26 protein-coding genes are annotated in these 26,041 nt (G+C 62.1%); 22 read left to right on the top strand and 4 right to left on the bottom strand.

What is annotated here, in order from left to right; translation table 11 throughout:
* Positions 1–50: 50 nt before the first annotated feature.
* From HJD22_RS10295 to glmS, 12 genes are all read left to right on the top strand, one after another.
* The gene (locus HJD22_RS10295; RefSeq protein ID WP_208655336.1) at positions 51–521 is read left to right on the top strand and encodes a F0F1 ATP synthase subunit B; all 471 of its coding nucleotides are present in this window, start codon (positions 51–53) and stop codon (positions 519–521) included.
* Between the two features lie 11 nt (positions 522–532).
* Entirely contained in the window at positions 533–1,069 is a 537-nt protein-coding gene (locus HJD22_RS10290) for a F0F1 ATP synthase subunit delta (RefSeq protein ID WP_208655337.1), read from the top strand.
* A 16-nt stretch (positions 1,070–1,085) separates the two neighbouring features.
* Positions 1,086–2,630 (top strand): F0F1 ATP synthase subunit alpha, encoded by a 1,545-nt coding sequence (atpA, locus tag HJD22_RS10285; protein ID WP_208655338.1) that lies wholly within the window; start codon positions 1,086–1,088, stop codon positions 2,628–2,630.
* A 79-nt stretch (positions 2,631–2,709) separates the two neighbouring features.
* The gene (gene atpG, locus HJD22_RS10280) at positions 2,710–3,603 is read left to right on the top strand and encodes a F0F1 ATP synthase subunit gamma (protein ID WP_208655339.1); all 894 of its coding nucleotides are present in this window, start codon (positions 2,710–2,712) and stop codon (positions 3,601–3,603) included.
* Between the two features lie 83 nt (positions 3,604–3,686).
* The gene (gene atpD / locus HJD22_RS10275; RefSeq protein ID WP_208655340.1) at positions 3,687–5,063 is read left to right on the top strand and encodes a F0F1 ATP synthase subunit beta; all 1,377 of its coding nucleotides are present in this window, start codon (positions 3,687–3,689) and stop codon (positions 5,061–5,063) included.
* A 27-nt stretch (positions 5,064–5,090) separates the two neighbouring features.
* On the top strand, positions 5,091–5,519 hold the full coding sequence (locus HJD22_RS10270) for a F0F1 ATP synthase subunit epsilon (protein ID WP_208655341.1): 429 nt from the start codon (positions 5,091–5,093) through the stop codon (positions 5,517–5,519).
* Positions 5,520–5,713: 194 nt separating this feature from the next.
* Positions 5,714–7,087, top strand: coding sequence for a magnesium transporter (mgtE, locus tag HJD22_RS10265; protein WP_208655342.1), 1,374 nt, complete (start codon positions 5,714–5,716; stop codon positions 7,085–7,087).
* Positions 7,088–7,219: 132 nt separating this feature from the next.
* Positions 7,220–8,017, top strand: a complete 798-nt coding sequence (locus HJD22_RS10260) for an undecaprenyl-diphosphate phosphatase (RefSeq protein WP_208655343.1) — start codon at positions 7,220–7,222, stop codon at positions 8,015–8,017.
* Between the two features lie 33 nt (positions 8,018–8,050).
* On the top strand, positions 8,051–9,127 hold the full coding sequence (locus HJD22_RS10255; RefSeq protein ID WP_208655344.1) for an FAD:protein FMN transferase: 1,077 nt from the start codon (positions 8,051–8,053) through the stop codon (positions 9,125–9,127).
* Between the two features lie 40 nt (positions 9,128–9,167).
* The gene (gene glmU / locus HJD22_RS10250; protein ID WP_208656850.1) at positions 9,168–10,529 is read left to right on the top strand and encodes a bifunctional UDP-N-acetylglucosamine diphosphorylase/glucosamine-1-phosphate N-acetyltransferase GlmU; all 1,362 of its coding nucleotides are present in this window, start codon (positions 9,168–9,170) and stop codon (positions 10,527–10,529) included.
* A 126-nt stretch (positions 10,530–10,655) separates the two neighbouring features.
* Entirely contained in the window at positions 10,656–11,423 is a 768-nt protein-coding gene (locus tag HJD22_RS10245) for a DeoR/GlpR family DNA-binding transcription regulator (protein WP_208655345.1), read from the top strand.
* A gap of 29 nt (positions 11,424–11,452) precedes the next feature.
* The gene (glmS, locus tag HJD22_RS10240) at positions 11,453–13,288 is read left to right on the top strand and encodes a glutamine--fructose-6-phosphate transaminase (isomerizing) (protein WP_208655346.1); all 1,836 of its coding nucleotides are present in this window, start codon (positions 11,453–11,455) and stop codon (positions 13,286–13,288) included.
* Positions 13,289–13,297: 9 nt separating this feature from the next.
* Here the strand turns inward: glmS and HJD22_RS10235 are convergent, their stop codons facing one another.
* On the bottom strand, positions 13,298–14,761 hold the full coding sequence (locus HJD22_RS10235) for a PLP-dependent aminotransferase family protein (protein ID WP_367947660.1): 1,464 nt from the start codon (positions 14,759–14,761) through the stop codon (positions 13,298–13,300).
* Between the two features lie 129 nt (positions 14,762–14,890).
* Between HJD22_RS10235 and HJD22_RS10230 the strand changes: the two genes are divergently transcribed.
* From HJD22_RS10230 to HJD22_RS10210, 5 genes are all read left to right on the top strand, one after another.
* Positions 14,891–15,340, top strand: a complete 450-nt coding sequence (locus HJD22_RS10230; protein ID WP_208655348.1) for an N-acetyltransferase — start codon at positions 14,891–14,893, stop codon at positions 15,338–15,340.
* Positions 15,341–15,349: 9 nt separating this feature from the next.
* Positions 15,350–15,805 carry a rhodanese-like domain-containing protein gene (locus HJD22_RS10225; RefSeq protein WP_248730209.1) on the top strand — a complete coding sequence of 152 codons (456 nt, stop codon included), beginning with the start codon at positions 15,350–15,352 and terminating at the stop codon, positions 15,803–15,805.
* Positions 15,806–15,855: 50 nt separating this feature from the next.
* On the top strand, positions 15,856–16,125 hold the full coding sequence (locus HJD22_RS10220; protein ID WP_248730208.1) for a GNAT family N-acetyltransferase: 270 nt from the start codon (positions 15,856–15,858) through the stop codon (positions 16,123–16,125).
* A gap of 54 nt (positions 16,126–16,179) precedes the next feature.
* Positions 16,180–16,812, top strand: coding sequence for an FMN-binding negative transcriptional regulator (locus HJD22_RS10215; protein ID WP_208655349.1), 633 nt, complete (start codon positions 16,180–16,182; stop codon positions 16,810–16,812).
* Positions 16,813–16,874: 62 nt separating this feature from the next.
* Positions 16,875–17,381 (top strand): DUF1826 domain-containing protein, encoded by a 507-nt coding sequence (locus HJD22_RS10210; RefSeq protein ID WP_208656852.1) that lies wholly within the window; start codon positions 16,875–16,877, stop codon positions 17,379–17,381.
* A 37-nt stretch (positions 17,382–17,418) separates the two neighbouring features.
* Here the strand turns inward: HJD22_RS10210 and HJD22_RS10205 are convergent, their stop codons facing one another.
* Positions 17,419–18,255, bottom strand: coding sequence for a histone deacetylase (locus tag HJD22_RS10205; RefSeq protein ID WP_248730206.1), 837 nt, complete (start codon positions 18,253–18,255; stop codon positions 17,419–17,421).
* A gap of 448 nt (positions 18,256–18,703) precedes the next feature.
* On the opposite strand from HJD22_RS10205, the gene HJD22_RS10200 reads away from it, so the two are divergent.
* Positions 18,704–19,534: a DUF72 domain-containing protein gene (locus HJD22_RS10200; RefSeq protein ID WP_208656853.1), complete on the top strand. Its 831-nt coding sequence runs from the start codon at positions 18,704–18,706 to the stop codon at positions 19,532–19,534.
* Between the two features lie 124 nt (positions 19,535–19,658).
* On the opposite strand, the gene HJD22_RS10195 is transcribed toward HJD22_RS10200, so the two are convergent.
* Positions 19,659–19,859, bottom strand: coding sequence for a PA3496 family putative envelope integrity protein (locus tag HJD22_RS10195; RefSeq protein WP_208655350.1), 201 nt, complete (start codon positions 19,857–19,859; stop codon positions 19,659–19,661).
* A 232-nt stretch (positions 19,860–20,091) separates the two neighbouring features.
* Between HJD22_RS10195 and hexR the strand changes: the two genes are divergently transcribed.
* The 3 genes from hexR (at position 20,092) to HJD22_RS10180 (ending at position 24,437) form a co-directional block, all read left to right on the top strand.
* On the top strand, positions 20,092–20,952 hold the full coding sequence (hexR, locus tag HJD22_RS10190) for a transcriptional regulator HexR (protein WP_208655351.1): 861 nt from the start codon (positions 20,092–20,094) through the stop codon (positions 20,950–20,952).
* Positions 20,953–21,002: 50 nt separating this feature from the next.
* The gene (uvrD, locus tag HJD22_RS10185) at positions 21,003–23,225 is read left to right on the top strand and encodes a DNA helicase II (protein WP_208655352.1); all 2,223 of its coding nucleotides are present in this window, start codon (positions 21,003–21,005) and stop codon (positions 23,223–23,225) included.
* A gap of 123 nt (positions 23,226–23,348) precedes the next feature.
* Positions 23,349–24,437: a TRAP transporter substrate-binding protein gene (locus HJD22_RS10180; protein WP_208655353.1), complete on the top strand. Its 1,089-nt coding sequence runs from the start codon at positions 23,349–23,351 to the stop codon at positions 24,435–24,437.
* Between the two features lie 79 nt (positions 24,438–24,516).
* On the opposite strand, the gene HJD22_RS10175 is transcribed toward HJD22_RS10180, so the two are convergent.
* Positions 24,517–24,921 (bottom strand): acyl-CoA thioesterase, encoded by a 405-nt coding sequence (locus HJD22_RS10175; RefSeq protein ID WP_208655354.1) that lies wholly within the window; start codon positions 24,919–24,921, stop codon positions 24,517–24,519.
* Between the two features lie 116 nt (positions 24,922–25,037).
* Between HJD22_RS10175 and HJD22_RS10170 the strand changes: the two genes are divergently transcribed.
* Positions 25,038–26,012: a PstS family phosphate ABC transporter substrate-binding protein gene (locus HJD22_RS10170; RefSeq protein WP_248730205.1), complete on the top strand. Its 975-nt coding sequence runs from the start codon at positions 25,038–25,040 to the stop codon at positions 26,010–26,012.
* Positions 26,013–26,041: the final 29 nt, after the last annotated feature.

Below are 26,041 nucleotides of genomic sequence, written 5' to 3'. Positions count from 1 at the left end.
CTCGGCTTGCTTGTTTCCGGTCGCCACGAAACCGTCAGAGGTACATACCTGTGAATATCAACATGACGCTTATCGGGCAGACGATCGCCTTCGCGATCTTTGTCTGGTTTTGCATAAAATACGTGTGGCCGCCGATCAGCCAGGCGCTCCACGAGCGTCAGAAGAAGATCGCCGATGGCCTGGATGCCGCTAGCCGTGCATCGCGCGACCTTGAACTGGCTCAGGAGCAGGCTGCTCAAACGCTTCGTGATAGCAAGGAGCAGGCCACTCAGATCCTTGAACAGGCACACAAGCGCTCCTCTCAAATGATTGAAGAAGCGCGCGAGCAGGCACGTGTCGAAGGCGAGCGTATCGCCGCTGGTGCGCGTGTCGAGATCGAGCAGGAGCTCAATCGTGCCAAGGACGAGCTACGCGCCCAGGTGGCAACGCTTGCCTTGGTCGGGGCAGAGCGTGTTCTCGAGGCCTCCATCGACGAGAAGGCGCACCGCGAGATGCTTGATAAGCTCGCTGCCGAACTGTGAGGAGGTGATCCATGGCGGAAACGTCTACTGTCGCCCGGCCCTACGCCAAGGCGGTGTTCGAGTACGCGCGTGATCATCAGGCGCTGACGACCTGGTCCGAGTGGCTTGCCAAGCTCGGCCAGGTCGCTGCCAATGACGAGATGCAGGCGCTGTTTTCAAGCCCGAAGCTTGCCAATCAGCAGAAGGTGGCACTGCTGCTGGAAATAGCCGAGGTTGAAGTCGATGACGCAGCCCGGCGCTTTCTGGATGCCGTGGCAGAGAAAGGTCGATTGGCGGCGCTGGAGGCTATCGCGCTCCAGTTCGATGCACTGCGTGCCGAACATGAGCAGCGCATCGACGTGACCGTCATCTCAGCCTACGCGTTGGAAGACAAGCAGCAGAACAAGCTCGCCAGTGCGCTCAAGAAGCGTCTGAATCGCGAAATCTCCATTACCACTCAAGTGGATTCCACTCTCCTGGGCGGCGTGATCCTGCGTGCCGGCGATACCGTCATCGACGGATCGGTGCGCGGTCGATTGAACCGTCTGCGTGAGTCACTCTCCGCCTGAGTCTGAGGGACATGGCATGCAGCAACTGAATCCTTCCGAGATCAGCGACATCATCAAGCAGCGTATCGAGAAGCTTGACGTCGCATCCGAAGCCCGCAATCAGGGCACCATCGTCAGCGTATCCGACGGTATCGTACGTATCCACGGTCTGGCCGACGCGATGTTCGGCGAGATGGTCGAGTTCCCCGGTGGCATCTACGGCATGGTGCTCAACCTCGAGCGCGACAGCGTCGGTGTCGTGGTACTTGGCGACTATCTCAAGCTCGAAGAGGGCATGACCGCACTGTGCACCGGTCGCGTGCTCGAAGTACCGGTAGGTCCCGAGCTGATCGGTCGCGTGGTCGATCCGCTGGGCATTCCCATCGATGGCAAGGGCGAGATCAACACTACCCTGACCGACGCGGTGGAGAAGGTCGCGCCGGGCGTCATCACCCGCCAGTCGGTCGATGAGCCGATCCAGACCGGCCTGAAATCGATCGATGCCATGGTGCCGATCGGCCGCGGCCAGCGTGAACTGATCATCGGTGACCGTCAGATCGGTAAGTCGGCGATCGCCATCGATGCGATCATCAACCAGAAGGGCAAGGGCGTCACCTGCATCTACGTGGCGATCGGCCAGAAGCAGTCGACCATTGCCGGTATCGTGCGCAAGCTCGAGGAGCACGGTGCGATGGGTCACACCATCGTGGTTGCCGCGGGTGCCGCCGATCCCGCTCCAATGCAGTTCCTGGCCCCCTATGCCGGCTGCACCATGGGTGAGTACTTCCGTGACCGTGGCGAAGACGCGCTGATCGTCTATGATGACCTCTCCAAGCAGGCCGTTGCCTATCGTCAGGTATCGCTGCTGCTGCGTCGTCCGCCGGGCCGTGAAGCCTATCCCGGTGACGTCTTCTATCTCCACTCGCGTCTGCTCGAGCGTGCCGCGCGCGTCAATGCCGATTACGTGGAGAAGTTCACCAACGGTGAAGTGAAGGGCAAGACAGGCTCGCTCACTGCGCTGCCGATCATCGAGACCCAGGGCGGCGACGTCTCGGCGTTCGTTCCTACCAACGTGATCTCGATCACCGACGGTCAGATCTTCCTCGAGACGGGCCTGTTCAACTCGGGTATCCGCCCGGCGATCAACGCCGGTCTGTCGGTCTCGCGTGTTGGTGGTTCCGCTCAGACCAAGATCATCAAGAAGCTTGGCGGTAGCGTACGTCTGGCACTGGCGCAGTATCGCGAGCTGGCGGCGTTCTCGCAGTTCGCTTCCGATCTCGATGAAGCGACCCGCAAGCAGCTCGAGCATGGTCAGCGCGTCACCGAGCTGATGAAGCAGAATCAGTACTCGCCGCTCTCCGTGGCCGAAATGGCACTGTCGCTGTACGCCGCCAACGAAGGCCATCTGGATGATGTCGACGTGAGCAAGGTGCTGGACTTCGAGCGTGCCCTGCACGACTACATGAAGTCGGAGCATGGCGAGCTGCTCGACAGGATCAACCAGACCGGCGACTACAACGACGAGATCCAGCAGGGCTTGAAGTCGGGTCTCGAGACGTTCAAGGCGACTCAGAGCTGGTAACGCCAGGGCCCGGCGAGTGGCAGATATTCTCGCCGGGCCTTGGATGACTCTGAGAGCCACGGACAAGGGGTAGATCGCGATGGCAGCTGCAAAAGAGATACGCACCCAGATCGGGAGCATCAAAAATACGCAGAAGATCACCAGCGCCATGGAAATGGTCGCTGCGTCGAAGATGCGTAAAGCGCAAGATCTGATGAAGGCCAGCCAGCCCTACGCCCGGCTGATCCGTAATGTTGTGGCCCATATCGCCGAAGCGGATATCGATGTGGAGAACCAGCATCATTACATGGTCGAGCGTGAGGCCAAGCGGGTCGGTTATATCGTCGTTTCCAGTGACCGAGGCTTGGCGGGCGGACTGAACGTCAATCTGTTCAAGGCCGTTCTCCGCGACGCCAAGAGCTGGCGCGATCAGGGCGCCGAGCTCGAGTTCTGTGCCCTGGGCTCCAAGGCGGCGACCTTCTTCCGCAACTATGGCGGAAACCTGGTCGCGGCGAAGAGTGGGCTGGGCGAGAAGCCTCGGGTTCAGGATCTGATCGGTAGCGTCAAGGTGATGCTGGAGGCATACGACGAAGGGCGTCTGGATCGACTTTTCGTGGTGTACAACGAGTTCGTCAACACCATGACACAAAGGCCGGTCGTCAGGCAGTTATTGCCTCTCTCCGCAGATATCGGTGCGGAGTCGGACACTCACCACGAAGAACAGTCTGGTCCCGGTAACTGGGACTACCTGTATGAGCCGGATGCCACGATGCTGCTGGACCGGCTGCTCGAGCGATACATCGAATCGCAGGTCTATCAGTCGGTGGTAGAGAACACCGCCTGTGAACAGGCCGCGCGGATGATCGCGATGAAGAGCGCCACCGATAACGCCGGCAATCTGATCGACGATCTGCAACTGGTGTACAACAAGGCCCGTCAGGCGGCCATTACCCAGGAAATTTCCGAGATCGTCGGTGGCGCTGCCGCCGTATAAGCATCGTGGGGAGGAACGAGCCGTCAGGCTCTTGAGCTTCCCCGCCACCAGGTTTCATTTGCAGGTATTTGAGAGGAACCAAGATGAGCGGACGTATCGTACAAATCATCGGCGCGGTGATTGACGTTGAGTTTCCGCGGGACAACGTTCCCAAGGTCTACGAAGCGCTTAAGGTCGCCAATGCCGACACCGTGCTCGAAGTCCAGCAACAGCTGGGCGACGGGGTGGTGCGGACCATCGCCATGGGTACCACCGAAGGGCTCAAGCGCGGTATCGAGATCACCGGTACCGGTGCGCCGATCTCCGTGCCGGTCGGCAAGGAGACGCTGGGCCGAATCATGAACGTGCTCGGCGAGCCGATCGATGAGGCTGGCGACATCGGCGAGCAGGAGCGCATGCCGATCCACCGCAAGGCCCCGACCTACTCCGAGCAGGCAGCCTCCAACGAGCTGCTAGAGACCGGCATCAAGGTCATCGACCTGGTCTGCCCATTCGCCAAGGGCGGCAAGGTCGGCCTGTTCGGCGGCGCCGGGGTGGGTAAGACCGTCAACATGATGGAGCTGATCCGCAACATCGCCACCGAGCACAGCGGTTACTCGGTGTTTGCCGGTGTCGGGGAGCGTACCCGTGAGGGTAACGACTTCTATCATGAGATGACCGAATCCAACGTTATCGACAAGGTATCGCTGGTCTACGGTCAGATGAACGAGCCGCCGGGCAACCGTCTGCGCGTGGCCTTGACCGGTCTGACCATCGCCGAGAAGTTCCGCGATGAAGGCCGCGACGTGCTGCTGTTCGTCGACAACATCTACCGCTACACCCTGGCCGGTACTGAAGTGTCGGCACTGCTGGGTCGTATGCCGTCGGCGGTGGGTTACCAGCCGACCCTGGCCGAAGAGATGGGCTTGCTCCAGGAGCGTATCACCTCGACCAAGACTGGCTCGATCACCTCCGTTCAGGCCGTCTACGTGCCTGCGGATGACTTGACCGACCCGTCACCGGCGACCACCTTCGCCCACCTGGATGCGACCGTGGTACTGGCGCGCTCGATCGCCGAGTTGGGCATCTATCCGGCTATCGATCCGCTCGACTCCACGTCGCGCCAGCTCGATCCGCTGGTGGTCGGCGAGGAGCACTACAATACTGCCCGCCGCGTGCAGAACGTGCTGCAGCGCTACAAGGAACTCAAGGATATCATCGCGATCCTGGGCATGGACGAGCTGTCCGACGAGGACAAGCAGACCGTGGCCCGCGCGCGTAAGATCCAGCGTTTCCTGTCGCAGCCGTTCTTCGTCGCCGAGGTGTTCACCGGTGCTCCGGGCAAGTATGTGTCGCTCAAGGACACCATCCGCGGCTTCCAGGGCATTCTCGATGGTGAGTATGACGAGCTGCCGGAGCAGGCCTTCTATATGGTCGGTTCGATCGACGAAGCGGTCGAGAAAGCCAACAAGATGAAGTAAGGCCGTCCACCCAGAGGGGACAACACTATGGCGAACAGCTTCATGTGCGAGATTGTCAGTGCCGAGGGAGAGGTCTTCTCCGGCCAGATCGAGCAACTGGTGGCATCCGGTATCATGGGTGACCTGGGCATACTGCCTGGGCATACCCCGCTGTTGACCGAGTTGCAGCCAGGGCCGGTTCGTGTCATCCGCGATGGTGGCCAGGAAGAGAATTTCTACATTTCGGGCGGCTTCCTTGAGGTGCAACCGAGTGTGGTGTCGGTTCTCGCCGATGCGGCGACACGGGCTGGCGATATCGACGAATCGGCGGCCGAAGAGGCCCGTCAGCAGGCGTTGCAATCACTCAACGAGAAATCCTCGGAGCTCGACTATACGCGTGCAGCGGCGGAACTTGCCGAAGCGGTGGCACAGCTTAGAACGATTCAGCAACTGCGCAAGAAAGCCGGCAAGGGATAGTCACGACTCCTTGCTGTGACAACGCCCCTTGGACCAAGCGTCCAAGGGGCGTTGTCGTATCTCTGGTATGATACTTCAGCATGCGGCTGCTACGCTGCAGACGATCGAATTCACGGCCAGCCAGGGATGGTTGGTTTGGCCTGCATGAATGGTTATGCGTCTCAACATCTCACCGTTGTCCGAGACGCTGGAGGATGCCTATGAATGAAGTGTTGAGCGAACAGAAGGCGGCCCTTGTCGCGGCCCTAGGCGAGAATGTCCTCTCCGGTCTCGATGAGTTGTTGGCCGAGATGCGTGCCGCGGATATCGCTGAAATTCTTGCTGACCTCGCCGAGGAGGATGACGATACGCCTAGCGTATTCGCCATGCTCGATCGTCTGACGATCGAGCGTCGCGCCAACGTCTTCGGCTATCTGCCCGGCGAACTGCAGGGTGAGTTGGCTGAAGCGATGTCCGACGAGACGCTGCTCGCGCTGTTTGAAGAGATGGGCTCGGACGAGCGTGCCGATCTTTTCAACCTGCTCGACGAAGATCGCCGCGAGGGTTTGCTGCGACGCATGGCGCGCCAGGAGCGCGAGGACTTGAAGCGCCTGGCAAGCTACGAGGAGGGTACCGCCGGGGCGGTCATGACCTCGGACTACGTGGCCATCCCCTGTGGCATGACGGTTTCCCAGGCATTGATGCGGGTGCGCCAGACCGCGCCGGATGCCGAGACCGTCTACCAGATCTATGTACTGGCCGAGGAGGGGCGCCTGGCGGGTACGCTGTCGCTGCGGCAATTGATGGTGGCCCGCCCCGGCGCCAAGGTCGATGACCTGATGATCAAGGACGTCATCAGCGAACGTGTCGATGCTCCTCAGGAGGAGGTGGCGCGTCTGGTGGCACGCTATGACTTGCTGGCGGTTCCGGTGCTCGATGCCGATGAACGCTTGGTGGGCATCGTGACTCACGATGACGCCATGGACGTGGCGGAATCGGAGGCCACCGAAGATATCCACAAGGGGATGTCGATCGGTCAGCTCGAGGATGGCGTCAGCCGTGTGCCGATCTGGAGCTTGTATCGCAAGCGTGTGACTTGGCTGGTCCTGCTGGTATTCGCCAATCTGTTTTCCGGGGCTGGCATCGCCTACTTCGAGGATACCATTGCCGCCCAGGTGGCCCTGGTCTTCTTCCTGCCGCTGTTGATCGGCAGCGGCGGCAACGCCGGCGCCCAGGCTGCCACGCTGATGGTGCGCGGCATGGCCACCGGCGACGTCGGGGTCAAGGACTGGAGCAAGCTGCTGGGCCGTGAGCTTCTGGTGGCGGGCTCGCTGGGACTGACCATGGCACTGGCGGTCGCCCCGATCGGGGTGATGCGCGGCGGCGAGGCGGTGGCCATGGTGGTGGCGATGAGCATGGTCACCATCGTGCTGTTCGGCAGCATCCTTGGCATGTGTTTGCCATTCGTGCTCAACCGCTTGGGTTGGGACCCGGCCACCGCCTCGGCGCCGCTGGTGACCACGGTGATCGATGCCTGTGGGGTACTGATCTATTTCAGTATCGCCACGGCGATTCTGACCCAGGTCTAAGAGACTTTCTTCATCAAGCAGACGAGTTTGGTAAAGAAGTGTATCCTCTGTGACGAAGTGGTGCGGCTGGCCGTTGCAATAATGGCTCGCCGCCAGCCATTGCTTACTCCTCCCGTTTGACAGGAAACATCCATGGATTGGCTGCAGGTCGTCATTCTCTCTCTCGTGCAGGGACTCACCGAGTTTCTGCCGATTTCCAGCTCCGCCCACCTAATTCTAGTCCCTGTCTTTACCCCTTGGCCCGATCAAGGACTGGCGTTCGATGTTGCCCTGCACATCGGTAGCTTGCTGGCGGTGATCGTCTACTTCCGCCAGGAGATCAAGCGCATGATCGTCAGTTGGCTCACCTCGGCCAGGGGCAAGGGCACTGATGAGAGTGGCAAGCTGGCCTGGTGGGTGATATTTGCCACCATCCCGGTGGGGCTGGCGGCATTGGCATTCAAGACGCCCATCGAAACCAGCATGCGCTCGCCACTCTTGATCGGTAGCAGCCTTATTCTATTCGGCCTGCTGTTGGGCTATGCCGACTGGCGAAAACGCGGGGAACGCACGGAATACCAACTGAATCTGCGGGATGTACTGATCATCGGCGTGGCCCAGGCGCTGGCACTCATTCCCGGTACCTCGCGCTCGGGGATTACCATCACCGCCGCCCTGCTGCTGGGTATGAGTCGTGAAGCGGCGGCGCGCTTCTCCTTTCTGTTATCCATCCCGGTAATCATGCTGGCGGGAGGGCTCGAGATCATCGGCCTGATCCGCGAACCAGTTGATGTGGACTGGGCGGCGCTGATGACGGGCACCATACTCTCCGGTATCAGCGCCTACTTGTGCATTCACTATTTTCTGGTTTTCATCAAGCGTATCGGCATGCAGCCCTTCGTTATCTATAGAATCGTGTTCGGAGTATGGCTGATGTGGTTGTTCTGGTAGTTCGATAGCTTGGCGTAGGGGGCCGCGTAGTACATGAGCATTTATCGTCTTGGCATGGGCAGCACGTTACTGGTCCTGGCACTGCTCGTTGCGGGTTGTTCGAGTGAAGAAGCCGAGCTGGAGTCGCCGGTGCGCCTGCAGGGCAACATCTTTGGCAGCTTCTATCAGGTATCGATCAGCGATCGCTTGACGGCAAGTCGTGCCGAGGCGCTCGAAGCGGGCTTTCTTGAAGTGCTCAACGAGATCGATGCCACCATGTCGACCTATCGTGAGGATGCCGAGCTGGTCGATTTCAACCACTCTCCCATAGGCGAGTGGCAGACGCTCTCCGATGAGCTGATCGAAGTGCTCGCCATCAGCGAGACGATTTTGCAGTTGAGCGGCGGGGCTTTCGACCCGACCATCGGCGGGTTGGCGAACTTGTGGAGTTTCGGACCCGAAGCGCGCCCCCGTGAGATACCCGACGAGCAGGAGCTGCAATCACGGCTCGACGAGATCGGTTTCGCTCAGTTGGAAGTGGATACGAATAGCTTGCAGGCGCGTCGTCTGTCGGAGGTATTCGTCGATCTCTCCGGTGTGGCCAAGGGCTATGCCACCGACCGCGTGGCGACCTATCTCGATGGCGAGGGAGTCGAGCACTATCTGGTCAATCTTGGTGGCGACCTGATTGCCAAGGGCTATCGTGATCGTGACAGCACGCCATGGCGTATCGGCGTCGAGGTTCCTGAGGATGGCAGTCAGCAGATTGCTCAACATACCTTGCCGGTGCATGACATGTCGGTGGCGACCTCCGGCGATTACCGCAACTATTTCGAAGAGGATGGTCGTCGCTTTTCGCACACCATCGACCCGCGCAGCGGCTATCCCGTCGATCATACCCTGGCTTCGGTGAGCGTCCTGCATCCCTCCAATGCCTGGGCCGATGCCTGGGCTACGGCACTGCTGGTGCTGGGACCCGACGAGGGCTTGGCACTGGCCAGGGAGCAGGAACTGATGGTGCTGACCCTGGAGCGCGATAGCGAGGGGTGGACGAGTCGCACAAGCCCCGCGTTCGTCGACTACTTCGGCCGCGAGCAACTCGAGGCGCTGGGAATCGAGATCGACGATTAGCGGGTCGCTACTGAATGAACAACGCATGCAAGGAGGGGAAATGGCGCTCGATGTGGTGATTCTGGCGGCGGGGCAGGGAACGCGGATGCGCTCGACACGGCCCAAGGTGCTGCACACGCTGGCCGGCAAGGCGATGGTACGCCATGTCATCGACACGGCCTCGGCCCTGGAGGCGGAGCGCCTGCATGTCGTGATCGGGCATGGTGCCGATCAGCTGCGCCAGGCCTTGAGCGACTGCCCGGTGCATTTCGCCGTGCAGAGTGAGCAGAAGGGCACCGGCCATGCCGTGGCCCAGGCACTGGACGCTCTCGGCGAGGATAAGGTGCTGATCCTTTACGGCGACGTTCCGCTGGTACGGCGCGACACATTGGCGGCGCTGCTTGCCGAGGTCAGCGAACAGCGCATGGCGCTGCTCACCGTCACCCTCGACGACCCCAGCGGCTATGGGCGTATCCTGCGCAATGACAACGGCGAGGTGACCGCCATCGTCGAGCAAAAGGACGCCAGCGAGTCGCAACGCCAGGTGCGCGAATGCAATACCGGCATCATGGCGATGACCAGTGCGCAGCTGAAGCGCTGGCTGCCGAAGCTCTCCGCCGATAACGCTCAGGGTGAGTACTATCTGACCGATGTGATCGCCATGGCCGCCGAGGACGGCATTGCCGTGGCAACCGCTCAGCCCGCCTCGGCGCTGGAAGTGGAGGGGGTCAACAACCGCTTGCAGATGGCGCGACTGGAGCGTGCCTACCAGCGCGAGCTCGCCGAGCGCCTAATGACCGAGGGGGTGGCGCTGCTCGACCCTTCACGCCTCGATGTGCGCGGTTCGCTCTTCTGCGATCATGACGTACAGATCGATGTGGGCTGTGTATTCGAAGGTGAGGTCACGTTGGGCGAAGGGGTGCGTATCGGCCCCTATTGCGTCATCCGCGACAGCCATATCGGTGCGCACAGCGTGATCGAGGCGCACAGCGTGATCGATGGCGCCGTGATGGCTGGGCATAACCATATCGGCCCCTTCGCCCGCTTGCGCCCCGGTACCCGTCTGGCGGCCAGAGCCAAGGTCGGCAACTTCGTCGAGACCAAGAATGCCGAGGTTGGCGAAGAGAGCAAGATCAACCACTTGAGCTATGTGGGCGATGCCCGGCTGGGGCGTGGCGTCAATGTCGGAGCGGGTACCATCACCTGCAACTACGATGGCACCAACAAGCACCATACCGAGATCGGCGACGATGCCTTCATCGGCTCCAACACCGCCTTGGTGGCACCGGTGACGATCGGCCACGGCGCCACGGTGGGCGCCGGCTCGACGATCGGCAAGAGTGTCGCCGACGGAGCCCTAGCCGTCGTTCGCGGCCGTCAGATCATCAAGCCTGACTGGACGAGACCCACCAAGAAGCGCTGATCTCGCGGCATCCCTGCCGTCTTCTCGAGCGGCTTGTCAAAATACGCCCCCGTCAGGCTTGACCTGGCGGGGGCGTTATTGTTTCATCCGTAAACTATATCTTTCGAATAGAAACTTGATTCTTTCATGACGAAGCGTAATACGGTACAGCGCCGCCATGCAATTCTTGCCTACGTCAACGCACGGGGCGAAACCGCTGTCGATGCCTTGGCGCGGGAGTTCGCGACCTCCGAAGTGACCATCCGCAAGGACCTGGCAACGCTTGAGAAGAGTGGCTTGCTGCTACGCCGCTATGGCGGAGCCGCCCCGTTACCCCAGGAGCTGCTTGATGATGACGCCCAAGTATCGGCTGCCAAGCGTGCCATTGCCCGGGCCGCCTGCGCGCGGATACGCGAGCACAATCGCATCATCATCGACAGCGGTACCACCACCCGGGCGATGATTCCGGAACTCGAGGGCAAGGCGGGGCTGGTGGTCATGACCAACTCACTGGCGGTGGCCAATGCGCTGCAGGCGCTCGAGCACGAGCCGGTACTGCTGATGACCGGTGGCACTTGGGATCCCCACTCGGAGTCGTTCCAGGGCCAGGTGGCCGAGCAGGTGCTGCGGCTCTACGATTTCGATCAGCTATTCATTGGCGCCGATGGCATCGACCTCGAACGCGGGTCGACGACCTTCAATGAACTGCTTGGTCTCTCCCGGGTAATGGCCGAGGTGGCCCGTGAAGTGGTGGTGATGGTCGAATCCAGCAAGATCGGTCGCAGAATTCCCAACCTGGAGCTGCCCTGGAGCGGCATCCATGCTCTTGTCACCGATAATGGATTGGGCGAAGCGTCGCGTCGATCCATCGAAGCGCATGGCGTCAAGGTAATCTGTGTTCAGGTAGAGGCCTGACAACGACAACTCTGCAGGGAGGAGAGCGCATGTGTGGGATCGTGGGAGCGGTAGCCGAGCGTAACGTACAGGGCATCCTGCTCGAGGGGCTCAAGCGCCTTGAGTACCGGGGTTATGATTCGGCCGGCATGGCGGTGCTGTCCGCGGCCACTCGGCTCGAGCGACAGCGGGCGGCGGGCAAGGTGGCGGCGCTGGAAGATAAGCTCAAGGAGGTGCCTTTGCCGGGGAGCGTCGGTATCGCCCACACCCGCTGGGCGACGCATGGTAAACCCAGTGAGGCCAATGCCCACCCACATCAATCCGGCGACAGCGTGGCGGTGGTGCACAATGGTATCATCGAGAACTTCGAGCGACTCAAGGCCGATCTGCAAGGGCAGGGCTACGTGTTCAACTCGGAGACCGACACTGAAGTGATCGCCCATCTGCTCGATGCCGAATTCGCCAAGCACCGAGATCTACTCACCGCCGTGCAGAAGGCGCTGGCCATGCTCGACGGCGCCTATGCCTTGGGGGTGATGCATACCACCGAGCCGGACGTGGTGATCGGCGCACGCAAGGGCAGCCCGCTGGTCGTCGGCGTGGGTATCGAGGAGGCTTTCCTCGCTTCCGACCCGCTGGCGCTGCTGCAGGTGACTGACCGCTTCATTTACCTGCGGGAGGGTGATGTGGTGCGTCTGTCGCGGGGCGGAGACATCGAGATATTCGACCAGCAGGGCTCTCCGGTCGAGCGTCCCGTACAGGTCTTCGAACATGGCGATGGCGCGGCGAGCAAGGGCGACTATCGTCATTTCATGCTCAAGGAGATTTACGAGCAGCCCAAGATGATCGCCGCGACCCTGGAGGGGCGACTCAGCGAGAACAGTGTATTGGTGAGAAGTTTCGGTATCGATGCCGATGCGCTCTTCTCCAAGGCCAAGCACATTCACATCATCGCTTGTGGTACCAGCTACCATGCGGGGATGGTGGCGCGCTACTGGTTGGAGCGCTATGCCGGCATACCCACCCAGGTCGAGGTCGCCTCGGAGTACCGCTACCGGCGTGTGGTGGTACCCGAAGATACGTTGTTCGTCACGCTTTCGCAGTCCGGCGAAACCGCCGATACCCTGGCGGCACTGCGCTTCGCCCAGCACAGCGGTTACCTTGCAAGCCTGGCAATCTGCAACGTGCCGGGAAGCTCCCTGGTGCGCGAATCGGACCTGACGCTGATGACCCAGGCGGGTCCGGAGATCGGCGTGGCCTCCACCAAGGCCTTTACCACGCAGCTTGCGGCCCTGCTGCTGTTTGCACTGGCACTTGGCAAGCAGCGCGGCATGGATGAGAAGCGCCTGACGCAGATCGTCCAGGCACTGCACGGCCTGCCGGCGCTGGTCAGCCAGGTGCTGGCACTGGATAGCGAGATCGAAGCGCTGTCGGCGGATTTTGCCGAGAAGCATCACGCCCTGTTCCTGGGGCGAGGCGCGCACTATCCGATCGCTTTGGAAGGGGCGCTCAAGCTCAAGGAGATCTCCTATATCCACGCCGAAGCCTATCCCGCCGGCGAGCTCAAGCACGGTCCCCTGGCGCTGGTCGACAGCGAGATGCCGGTCATTTCCGTCGCTCCCAACGACGAGCTGCTCGACAAGCTCAAGTCGAACCTGCAGGAGGTCAGGGCGCGGGGAGGCGAGCTCTACGTGTTCGCCGACGAGAACGTGAGCATCGAGCAGGGCGAAGGGCTGCGTGTGTTGCGGCTGCCGCATGCCGACGAGGCGATCACCCCGATTCTCTACACCCTGCCGCTGCAGCTGCTCTCCTATCATGTGGCGGTGCTCAAGGGCACCGACGTGGACCAGCCGCGCAACCTGGCGAAATCGGTCACGGTGGAGTAGACCACCCGATCATGCTTGCGCCGGGTCGGGCCTCGAGAGCCAGGCCTGGCACAGCCAGCCGCCGGCGCGGGCAATCTCGGCTTCATCCGCGCCGGCATAGCCCAGCACCAGGCCGGGCATCTTCTCTTCGCCCAGATAGAAGCGCGACAGGGCAGACAAGGCGATTCCCTGCTCATGGCCACGCTCGACCAGCCAGCGCTCCTGCTCAAGCGAATCGAGGCGTGCCACCAGGTGCATGCCGGCCTGGCCCTGCGACAGCACGAGGCCATGCGCCACGGCGGGCGCGAGTGCCTCGCGCAGGTAAGCCTGGCGCTGGCGGTAGCAGTGTCGCATACGCGCCACGTGGCGGGCGAAATGCCCCTCGACAAGAAACTCGGCCAGTGCCGACTGCACGGCGTACTGCCCCTCGCGGTGCAGGCGGGCATTGGCACGCCGAAAGTCATCCATCAGGCGCTCGGGAAGCACCAGATAGCCCAGCCGCAGCCCCGGATAGAGCACCTTGCTGAAGGTGCCGACATAGATCACCGGTACCCGCTCGGCGAGCCCCTGCAGTGATGCGACCGGGGGAGTGGCATAGCGGAATTCGCTGTCGTAGTCATCCTCGATGATCCAGGCGCCATGGCGCTCGGCGCAGGCAAGCAGCGCAAGCCTGCGCGCCATGCTCATCGTCACCCCACTGGGGTACTGGTGAGATGGGGTGACGTAGATCAGCCGGGGCGCAGGCGCATCTGGGGGCAGTGAGTCGGGGGCGATACCCTCCTCGTCGACGGCAACGGGGAGCATGTTCAACCCCGCTGAAACGAAGCATGACTGGGCACCACCATAGCCGGGCTCCTCGATCCATGCCACGTCGCCAGGGTCTGCTAGCAGGCGGGCGATCAGTTCGAAGCCCTGCTGTGCACCCTGGGTGATGAGGATCTGCTCGGGACGGCAGTTGACCGAGCGTGACAGCCGCAGATAATCGCAGAGTGCCGTTTTCAGCACCGCTAGCCCGCCCTGGGTCTGATAGTTCATCCACGCCTCGCAGGCCCGATGCTGATGGCGTCTGAGCAGGCGCTGCCAGCGTTCGCACGGAAAGCGATCAAGCGCCGGGACACCGGGGGCGAAGGCACGCTGGCCCCCGTTCAGGGTGGTGCAGAATGATAAGAGCTGCTCGGCGCGTCGCGATAGATGCTGCATGTCCGTTGCCGGAGCCTGTTCGGTCATGCCTATGGGCGGCTGGGGCAGGTCGGCCACATAGAGCCCTGCCCCCCGGCGCGGCACGACGAAGCCCTCCGCCACCAGCCGATCCATGGCGGCCAGTACGGTATTGCGCCCGAGCCCCAGCGACTGTGCCAGATGGCGTGACGAAGGCAGGGCACTCCCCGTGTGCAGTTCGCCGTGCTGTATCCAGCCGCGCAGTGCATCGTAGAGGCGCTGCACTCGCGTACCGGTGTGATGGCTGGCCAGATAGAGGGCCAACGCCTCGACAATCCACTCGCTGCTGGTTCGCGCGGTGCTCACTGGATCCCCTGATTTATGCACAACTGGTTCTTATCCCGGAACCACTATGCCGACAAAATGGATGCCTGTCATTTCCCTCTCGATTGCCAGGAGCCCGCCATGAATCGCGTTCGCCCCGCCACCATGTCCGACCTAGATGCGCTGAGCCTGCTACTCGATGGCTATCGGCGCTTTTATGAGCAACCAGGCGATGTTGCGGCCGCAAGCGCCTTTCTCGTTCAGCGTTTCGCCCTGGGCGATTCGCGACTGCTGGTTCAAGACGACGACGGCGAACTGTCCGGCTTCGTGCAGCTCTACCCGGTGCTCTCCACCGTCAGCCTTGCATCGCGCTGGATTCTTGCCGATCTGTTCGTGTCGTCCGACGCGCGGGGGCGTGGCATCGGCCGATCGCTGATGCAGGCCGCCGTCGCGCTGGCCCGCGATCACGGCGTGCCGCGACTCACGCTGAATACCCAAACCCATAACCACACCGCGCAACGCCTCTACGAGTCGCTGGGTTGGCAACGCAACGAGGCCTTCTACGCCTACACGCTCGAGCTCAACTCATAGGAGGCTTTCGTGACGACATTACCGCAATCCACAGTATTGACCTTTCCTTGCGCCTCACCCGAAGCCACTGCTGCGTTCATGTACGATAAGCTTTGCCATCACACTGATGCCTGGGATCTGGCCGAGGACCTCGCCCACGGTAACGAGGCGATCGTGGTTATCGACACACGAAGCCATAAGCAGTATCTCGCTGGCCATATTCCTGGCGCCGTCAGCTTACCCCATCGCGAAATGGGACCCGAACGGCTGGCTGTGCTAAGCACTGAGCGGCTATATGTCACCTATTGCGACGGTATCGGCTGCAACGCCTCCACCAAGGGTGCCTGGCGCCTAGCTAGCTATGGCCTTCAGGTCAAGGAGATGCTGGGCGGGCTCGATTTCTGGTTGCGTGACGGTCATCCGATCGCAACAGGCGAACAGCCTGGGAGCATGCTTTGTGCTAATACAGACGGCTGCGGTTGTTAGAGAGAAATTATGACTGACACGACCAACGGTTTTGGTCAGCCCATCGGCCTTTGCGTTGGGTTATCGTCGAGTGGAAGTGCGATGCCCTCAATGCGCCGTCGCGGCGTGCGGCCAAGCGGCTTGGCTTCCAGTTCGAAGGTGTGTTTCGTCAGCATCGCGTGGTCACCGGCCACAACCGTGACACCGCCTGGTTCGCGCTGCTCGATGCCGAGTGGCCGCGGCTGCAGACACTATTCGAGCGCTGGCTGGCGAGGGAAAACTTCGACAGCGACGGTCGGCAGCGAATCGCACTGTCGGCGCTGATCGCTACGGCACAATAGCTCTGCGCGCTCCCTCCCTTTGTAGCGTCTCCTTCAACTTGTGATAGAGCCACCATGTATTTACCTGCCCAGTTTGCCCTAGCTGATCCCGACGCGCTGCATGCCGCAATCGCGGCGTTTCCCTTCTCCACACTGGTCACGATCGGTCACGAGGGGATAACCGCTAATCACCTGCCGTTGCTGTTGGAACCGAATGACGGAGGCACAGGGGTGCTGTGTGGCCATGTTGCCCGGGCCAGCGAGCTCTGGCGGATGGGTGAGCAGGACGCCCTGGCCATCTTTCACGGACCACAGGCCTATATCACACCAAGCTGGTATCCAGACAAGCAGAAGCATGGTCGGGTGGTGCCTACCTGGAATTATCAGGTGGTTCATGCCCATGGTCGGCTGCGTTTCATCGAGGATTCTGACTGGCTTAGAGGCGTCGTGGGGAAGCTGACGGATCACTTCGAGAGCCGGCGGCCAACCCCATGGCGGCTCGAGGATGCACCCGAGGCGTATATCGATGGCATGTGCCGTGCCGTCGTCGGCGTGGAGTTGACCATCACGCGACTCACCGGCAAGCACAAGGCCAGCCAGCACAAGTCGCTCGAGGAGCGCAACGCCATCCGGGAGGGACTGCAGGAAGAGTATGGCGTCACTGGCGCTGACGCTGCTTGCTTGAGCGGAATGAAGGGTCCTGCCTAACGAGTGCCATATCATAGTGGTGAACACCCTGAGGGTCCGATCCATCGCGACAAGCATCGTGTATTGCACTGCTCAGCTATCGAGAAACGCGCCTGGATTGGCGTTGGCGAGGGCCCGCCGATGACTCACTGATCGAGGAACTGGCTCGTCACCTGCCGGTAGCGGAGCATGCTCGGCCCTTGCTGGATGACGTGCGCTTCATCACTGAGGCGATGGCCTTTCTGTTCGATACGTCGACCATCGGCGTGCGTCTGGGTGTGCTCGAAGGCGCGATGTGTCCGCGCTTCCATGTCGATAATCTGGCGGTTCGGCTGGTGACGACCTATGCCGGACCGGCCAGCGAGTGGCTTCCGGAGCACGCCGTCAATCGCGTGGGGCTTGGCGCGCCTCATCCTGACAAACCTGATCCATTGCGTGATGCTGCTGCCATCGAACACCTCGAGGTGGGGGATATCGCGCTGTTCAAGGGGGAGGGCTGGATCGGCAACGAGGGGCACGGTCTGGTGCATCGCAGCCCACAGCCTGCAGTGGGGGAGAAACGCCTGTTTCTGGCACTCGATCCGGGTTAGCCACGTCTGCCTTGGCTGAACGGCTATCGCGATTTCTCTACCCGAACGCCTGGCGATGGAATTCCGTCAGTTCGGTCACTTCCTTGATGCCGGGCTCTTCGATCTCGGGCGGATCTCCTCCAGCGAGGATTTCCAGCACTGTCCGAACGCCACGCGCCAGCGACTCGAGGTGGTAGCCACCCTCCAGCACCATGACCAGACGGCCATCGCAATGCGTGTCCGCCAGCTCCTGCACGATACCGGTCAACGCGCCGAAACCGCTGTAGCTGAGGTTCATGCAGAGGTCCAGGCGGTGCATGTCGAAGCCCGCCGATACCAGGATGAGATCGGGCTTGAACCACTCCACCGCCGGCACCAGTATTTCGCGGTAGACCTTGATCAAAGCTGGGTCGCCGCATCCAGGGGGGAGGGGAACGTTGACGGTCAATCCCTCTCCCAGGCCGACGCCGACCTCCCCCTTGTTGCCGGTTCCCGGATAGAAGGGAGCGGCGCGATGGGTATCGAAGAACATTACGTCTGGCGAGGCCCAGAAGATATCCTGCGTTCCATTGTCATGATGCACGTCCCAGTCGATGATCAGTACGCGCTGACACCCCAATGACGCCTGGGCATGGGCGGCGGCAACCGCGACATTGTTGAACAGGCAGAAGCCGCGTGCACGTACCGAGTCCGCATGATGGCCCGGCGGGCGGCAGAGGGCGAAGGCGCTACCGGCACGACCGTCGACGACGGCTTCGACCGCGGCAATGGCGGCGCCTGCCGCCACTTCGGCGGCTTCGACACTGCCTGGCGAAACTGCGGTCGTGTCGATATCGAGCCAGGCCTGCTTGCCACGCAGTGCATAGATATTCTCGATATAGGAGGTGGTATGCACTCTACCAGTTGCTCCTCCGTGGCGGGGCGGGCCGTTTCATAGCGCACCCCTGCCACCGGCTCGCGAACCAACAAGTCGGTAATGGCCTGCAGCCGACCGGGGTGCTCCGGATAACTCCACTTGATCACCGCTCCATCGAAAAGCCTGCCCAAGATCTCATGTACTCGGCTCTCAAGCTTGCCCGGCTGAAAGGGCGCTTCAGCGTCAGGCCGATGCGCCAGCATGCGATCATCATGAATCACTAACACGTCGCGCTCGCCTATCAATGGTCGTCCTCCTGGAAAAGCCACTGCATGAAAAGTGGCTTTTTTCAGCATAGTTCAGCTGGCGCTGGGGAAAGGGCGTTAAAATCCTAGTAGATCCAACGGTAATTCGAGGAGTGTAAGTGTCCAGCGATAAGCCACACGGGCGCAATGCAGATCCCGTCCGCCTCCATCTCGGTCTGGCGATGTGGGCCAATGCCGATTGGCGGGGTGGGCTCTATCCGCCACATGGCAGCCAAGAGGATCGGCTCGCCGACTATGCCCAGATTTTTTCCGCGGTGGAGGGCAATACCACCTTCTATAGTGGCGCGCCGAAGGCTGAAACGGTAGCGGCTTGGGCGCGTCAGGCGCCAGAGATGTTTCGTTTCTGTTTCAAGTTGCCGGCAAGCCTGACTCATGAAAGCCGCCTCATGGGAATCGAAGCGGCGTTCGAAGAGTTCCTCGATCGGCTCTCTCCTCTTCATGACCGTCTTGGCCCCATCATGGTGCAATTGCCGAGAGATTTTGGCATTGAGGAGCTACCTCAGTTAGCGCAATTGCTGGAGCGGTGGCCCAAGGATATTCCCTGTGCCGTCGAAGTCAGGCACAGCGAGTTTTTCCACAAGGGGGCGGAGGAAATCGCCCTTAACCAATTGTTGATAAGTCATAACGTGGATCGTGTCATGCTTGATGTGCGCCCACTCTTCTTCGGCGCCGATAGCGGCGACAGCGGGCTGGCCAAGGCCCGGCAGGAAAAGCCGAAACGACCGCTACACGTGATCTCCACGGCTGACAAGCCTTTGATTCGTTTTATTGGCCATCTCGATCCTGGCATCAACGAGCACTACTTTACCCCATGGATAGAACAACTCTGCCTGTGGATAAATCAGGGGAAAAGCCCTTTTCTTTTTGTGCATACCGCCGATAACCGTCAGGCACCGCAGCTCGCCAGGCAGCTTTATGATCGGTTGGCGCAGCGCATGGAGTGGCCATCGATCGGTGCATTCAGCGGAGAGAACCAGGAGAGCCTGTTCTAATACGGCGATGCAATAAGATCGCCAACTGGGCTTGATGATCAGCCGGAATTTCGAGTAAACGAGCATTGGGCCTCGGCGAGGAGGCCCGGAAGGGCGACGAGATTACGCCTACGCGAGGCGTTAGCTATCGAGCCTGCACTTCATCCAGTGGTGCGATATCGCGTTCCAGCCGTTTGAACTCCTTGTGCAGTTCGATGCCGCGACGCGCTCTTAGGTAGCGTGTGGCGGCCATTTTCTGGCGTTGCTCGTGCTCGACGACCTGTATGCTCATGAAAATGTCGAGGAGTTCACTTTTTAGGGAGGTAACCTGTTCGACATTGCGCATGTACGACTCTCCTGACCCAAGTGGGAACTGCCGGTCCAAGGGCAACTCACCGGCAGGACACAATTACTATACCTCAGTTGACAAAATGATGAAGTTCGTGGCGGTTTTTTGTTACGACCTTGTCGTCAAACGCGTGACATTTTGTGCTGACGCTGAGGCATACTGTGGCAGTGCCTTGCCGCACGGATGCCAAACAGGAACAAGCAAGTAACATGCCAACGAGGAGTTTCCCGTGAGCCGCGCCCTATTCGACGAGCTGAGAAGCCGCATGGAGCACTTCCGTCGCTCCGAACAGAAGGTGGCGCGTTTCGTGCTGCGCAACCCCGAGGATGTCATCCATATGCGCATCGTCGATCTCGCCACCGAGGCCAAGGTGAGCGAACCTACCGTAGTGCGCTTCTGCCGGGCGCTGGGCTGCAACGGCTTTCAGGATTTCAAGCTCAAGCTCGCCCAGATGCTGGCCAGCGGCAGCCAGTTCGCGCAGTTCTCGATGAACGATAGTGACACGGTCGCCGAATTCTCGCAGAGCATCTTCGACTCCACGGTGGGGACCCTGCTGTCGGTGCGCGATCGCCTCGACAATGAGGCCCTCAACCAGGCCATCAACGCCCTGGCCCTGGCCAACCGAGTGGAGTTCTACGGTTTCGGCGCCTCCGGTGCGGTGGCCTTCGATGCCCAGCACAAGTTCTTCCGGCTGCAGATCTCCACCTCCGCCTACGCCGATCCGCACATGCAGAACATGTCGGCCGTTACGCTCAAGAAGGGCGACGTGGTGGTGGCGATCTCCCAGACGGGGCGTACCAAGGCCCTGGTGGCAAGCGTCCAGCTGGCCCGGGACTCCGGCGCCACGGTGATTGGCCTGTGCCCGAGCGGCACGCCGCTGGCCGAGGAGGTGACCCTACCGCTCTATATCGACGTGCACGAGGACACTGAGATCTATACGCCGATGAGTTCGCGAGTCGCTCACCTGGTGCTGATCGACGTGCTTGCGGTGGGCGTGGCCAAAACCCGTGGCCCCAAGCTGACCGAACAGCTCAAGTCGGTGAAGAAGAGCCTCAACTCGCTGCGCTTCCCCGAGTCGGAAGAGCAGTAACCCAGTGTGGTAAGCTAGGCGTCCATTTTTGACCGCAAGTAGCTGCCGCTATGGACGACGTCACGGCGATTCTCGATCACCTCAATCCTGCCCAGCGCGAGGCGGTCAGCGCCCCCCAGGGCAACATGCTGGTGCTGGCCGGGGCCGGCTCGGGCAAGACGCGGGTGCTTGTGCACCGCATCGCCTGGCTGATGCGCACCGAGGGACTCTCTCCCTACGCCATTCTCGCCGTGACCTTCACCAACAAGGCGGCCCGCGAGATGCGTACGCGCCTCGAGGCGCTGCTCGGACTTTCGCTGCGCAACATGTGGGTGGGCACCTTCCACTCTATCTCCCACCGCCTGCTGCGCACCCATTGGCAGGATGCGCGCCTGCCCCAGCATTTCCAGATCATCGACTCGGACGATCAGCTGCGCCTGGTCAAGCGCCTGATCAAGGATCACCGCATCGACGACGAGCGCTTTCCTCCACGCCAGGTGCAGTACTTCATCTCCGGCTGCAAGGAGGAGGGGCTGCGCCCGCACCAGGTCGAGACGCATGGCGATGCCTACATGGCACAGATGGTCGAACTCTATGAGCGCTATCAGCTGACCTGCGAGCGCGGCGGTCTGGTCGATTTCGGCGAGTTGCTGCTGCGAAGCCTCGAGCTGCTGCGCGATACTCCGGCGCTGCTCGCCCACTACCGCGAACGCTTCGGCCACCTGCTGGTCGATGAGTTCCAGGACACCAATACCCTTCAATACGCCTGGTTGAAACTGCTCGCCGGCGAGCGTACCGGGATGACCGTGGTCGGCGACGACGACCAGTCGATCTACGGCTGGCGCGGGGCGCGCATCGAGAACATTCGCCGCTTCGAGCAGGAGTTCACCGATACCCGCACCGTGCGCCTGGAGCAGAACTACCGCTCCACCAGCGCCATTCTGGATGCTGCCAACGCGCTGATCAGCCATAACGCCGGACGCATGGGCAAGGAGCTGTGGACCGACGGTGCGCGGGGTGAGTCGATCTCGCTTTACGCCGGCTTCAACGATCTCGACGAGGCGCGCTTCATCGTCGACACCATCAACGAACAGGTGCGCGACGGGGTGCTACGCCGCGAGATCGCCATTCTCTACCGCTCCAACGCTCAGTCACGGGTGCTGGAGGAGACGCTGATCCGACAGGGAGTGCCATATCGCATCTACGGCGGCCAGCGCTTCTACGAGCGCCTCGAGATCAAGAACGCCCTGGCCTACCTGCGCCTGCTGCTCAACCGCGAGGATGACGCGTCGCTTGAGCGGGTGATCAACGTGCCGGCACGCGGCATCGGCACGCGCAGCGTGGAGATCCTGCGCGAACGGGCCCGGGTGGCCAATGTCTCGCTGTGGCAGGCGTTGCATGACTGTATTTCCCAGGACGGGGCCTCCGATGCTAGCCTCAAGGGGCGCGCCTGCAACGCCGTGCGCGCCTTCGCCGACCTGATCGACCAGCTCGAGAACGACACCGCCGGCATGGCGCTGCACGAAATCGTCGCCCATGTGAACCAGGCCTCCGGGCTGGTGGAGCATCATGCCAACGAGAAGGGCGAGAAGGGCCAGGCGCGGGTCGAGAACCTGGAGGAGCTGGTCAACGCTGCACGCGCCTTCACCCAGGGCGATGCCTTCGAGGCGCCGGAGGTCGGCGAGGGCATGGCGGCGCTGGAGGCCTTCCTCTCCGAGGCGGCGCTCAACGCCGGCGACCACGAGGCCGCCGAGTTCGAGGATAGCGTGCAGCTGATGACGCTGCACTCCGCCAAGGGGCTGGAGTTCCCGGTGGTGTTCATCGCTGGTGTCGAGGAGGGGCTCTTTCCGCACAAGATGTCGCTCGAGGAGCCGGGGCGCCTCGAGGAGGAGCGCAGGCTCTGCTACGTGGGCCTGACCCGTGCCATGCGCAAGCTCTACCTCACTTACGCCGAGCTGCGCCGCCTGCATGGCAAGGAGACCTTCCAGCGGCCGTCGCGCTTCCTGCGCGAGCTGCCCGAGGAGCTTCTTGAGGAGGTGCGTCTGCGTGGCCAGATCTCGCGGCCGGTGATCGCGTCGCGGCCCGCCGTGGGACTGTCCCGGCAGACCTCGGTGAATGGCGGCGGGGAGCTGCCGACGCTGTCGCTTGGCCAGCGCGTCAGCCATCCGCTGTTCGGCGAGGGGGTGATCCTCAATGCCGAGGGGGAGGGTGAACGGGCCCGGGTGCAGGTGAGTTTCGAAGGCGAAGGGGACAAGTGGCTGGTGCTGGGGTTTGCCAAGCTGACCCCGCTGTAGGCCAACGCCGGCGCGTGGGGCTTGCCGAATAATTGATCGCTTAGCATACTGCTTGGCGGACACTTCCCGGGGCCTTGCCCCGGCGGCAGCACCACAATAACGCTTCTGGAGTCACATACGCTCATGCAACGCCGACAATTCTTGACCGCGCTGGGTGCCGGCGCGGCCGGCGCCGTCGCCGCGCCCTTCATCTCCATTGCCCAAGCCCAGGACACCATCACCTGGCGCATGGTCACCTCCTGGCCGAAGAACTTCCCCGCGCTGGGGACGGGCGCCAACGACTTCGCCCAACGCATCGAGCGCCTCTCGGGCGGGCGCATGCGCGTCCAGGTCTTTGGTGCCGGCGAGCTGGTGCCGGCCATGGAGGTCTTCGATGCGGTGGCCGCGGGTACCGCCGAGATGGGTCACTCCGCCTCCTACTACTGGCGCGGCAAGGTCGCAGCGGCGCAGTTCTTCACCGCCGTGCCGTTCGGCATGAACACCACCGAGATGAACGCCTGGATGTACCACGGCGGCGGCCAGGAGCTGTGGGACGAGCTCTACGCCAGCCATAATCTCAAGCCCTTCCTGGTCGGCAACACCGGCACCCAGATGGCCGGCTGGTTCAAGAAAGAGATCAACTCCCTGGCCGACATGCGCGGCCTGCGTATTCGCCTGCCGGGCCTGGCCGGCGAGGCGATGAACGGTATCGGCGCCACGGCGGTCAACATGCCGGGCTCGGAGATCTTCACCTCGATGCAGACCGGCGTGCTCGACGCCGCCGACTGGGTAGGCCCCTATAACGACATGGCCTTCGGCCTCTACCAGGTCGCCGACTACTACTACACCTCGGTGTGGAACGAGCCCAGCGCGGGTCTGGAAGGCACCATCAACCTGGACGCCTGGAACGCCCTACCCGACGACCTCAAGGCAGTCGTCGTGGAAGCCGCGCGCTCGGCCAACCTGTCGATGATCGACGAGTTCACCTATCGCAACGCCCAGGCGCTCGAGACCCTTGTCGACGAACATGGCGTCGAGCTGCGCGCCTTCCCCGAGGATGTCATGAGCGCGCTGTATGAATCCTCGATGACCGTACTGCAGCGCCAGGTCGACAACGACCCGGCGTCGAAGCGGATCTACGACTCCTATGTCGCCTTCCAGCAGCTGGTCAGGCCCTACACCGATATCGGCGAGTTCGCCTACCTGAGAGGGCGCGATACCGTCGGCGCCTGATCCACTGCGGTTATCTACAGGATCATCTGCATGGGCGCCTTCGGGCGCCCATCGCATTTATGGCGCAGCAATGGCTGGGCTACGCCTCGGGGACGGTGCGGATACGCCCGTTGTCGTCCAGTGCCACCACCACGAAGCGCGCCTCGGTCACCTTGTAGAGTTCGTCCGGGTCGCGCTCGTGGGGCGGACGTATCCATACCTCGACGTCGATCTTGATCGAGCTGCGTCCGATATGGCGCACCACGGTAAAGATGTTGACCATCGAGCCGACCCGTACCGGGCACAGAAAATCCATCGACTCGATGGCCACGGTGGCGGTACGGCCGTGAGCCTGGCGTCCGGCCGCCAGTTCGGCAGCCTGATCCATATGGGCGACCAGCCAGCCGGCGGGGATATCGCCATAGAAGTTGGTATCCTGTTTCGTGGCCAGCAGTTTCAGGGTCAAATGACCCTGTGGGGCGGGAACATCGTCAAGATCGGTCATGGCGTTGGCGTCGTGTCTTGTTGTTGTCGAGCGCTCTCCAGGAGCGGCGGCGTGGCGACGGCGTCGCGCTGTCTTGGGGCATCTTATCGTCGAATGGCCATCCCGAGGAAGCTTGCATGGATATCGAGGCTGTTGACATCAAGCGCATGTGCGCCAGAGTGGTGGTGCTGTTGAGCCTGGCGTTTGCGACACTGCCTGGACTGGCCACAGAGGGTCTGCGTCCAGTTGCCGGGACGCTCGACTCGATAGGCTCCGAAACCCTGGCCGGGCTGATGCTGCGCTGGGGCGAGGCGCTCGAGCGCGAGCATCCCGGTGTGCGACTGCAGCTGCAGGCGAGCGGCTCGGCCACCGCCCCGGCCGCGCTGGCGGCTGGCACCACGCGGCTGGGCCCCATGTCGCGGCCGATGTCGGCGGCCGAGCGCGACGATTTCCGCCGGCGCCAGGGTCATGAGCCGCTGCAGATACCGGTGGCGATGGATGCCCTGGCGGTTTTCGTGCATCGCCACAACCCGTTGGCGTCGCTGTCGCTTGCCGAGGTCGACGCGATATTTTCCGATACGCGCCGCTGCGGTGAAGCCAACGTCGGTACCTGGCGTGACCTGGCCATTCCCGGGGCGACACTCACCGGTCCCATTGACCGCCATGGGCGCAATTCCGTCTCCGGTAGCCATGGCATATTCAGGGGCACGGCCCTGTGCGGTGGCGATTTCCGGCTCGATGTAAACGAGCATCCCGGCTCCTCGACGGTGGTGGCGGCCGTCGCCAGCGCACCGGGGGGAATCGGCTATGCCGGGCTTGGTTACGTGACGCCGGGGGTACGGGCCGTGCCGCTGCGCCAGGGCAACCGCACGGCCGTGGCAGCCAATGCCGAGACCACGCTGAGCGGCGACTATCCGCTCTCCCGAACGCTCTATCTCTACGTCAACCTGCCTCCCGGTGAGCGGCTGCCCGGCCCCGAACGGGCCTTCGTCGATCTGGTGCTTTCACCGCGGGGCCAGGCAATCGTCGTCGAGACGGGCTTCGTTGCCCTGCCTGACGAGCAGCTGCAGGCGGCACGCCGTCAGCTGGGTCTTGCCCCGCCCCCGAGGTGATGTCATGCAACTGTCATCCAATTGCCTTA

Source organism: Halomonas sp. TA22 (assembly GCF_013009075.1).
In the GTDB taxonomy this organism is placed as follows: Bacteria; Pseudomonadota; Gammaproteobacteria; order Pseudomonadales; family Halomonadaceae; genus TA22.
The sequence above is the reverse complement of the archived record's forward strand: the minus strand, read 5'-3'. Positions and strand labels throughout refer to the sequence as shown.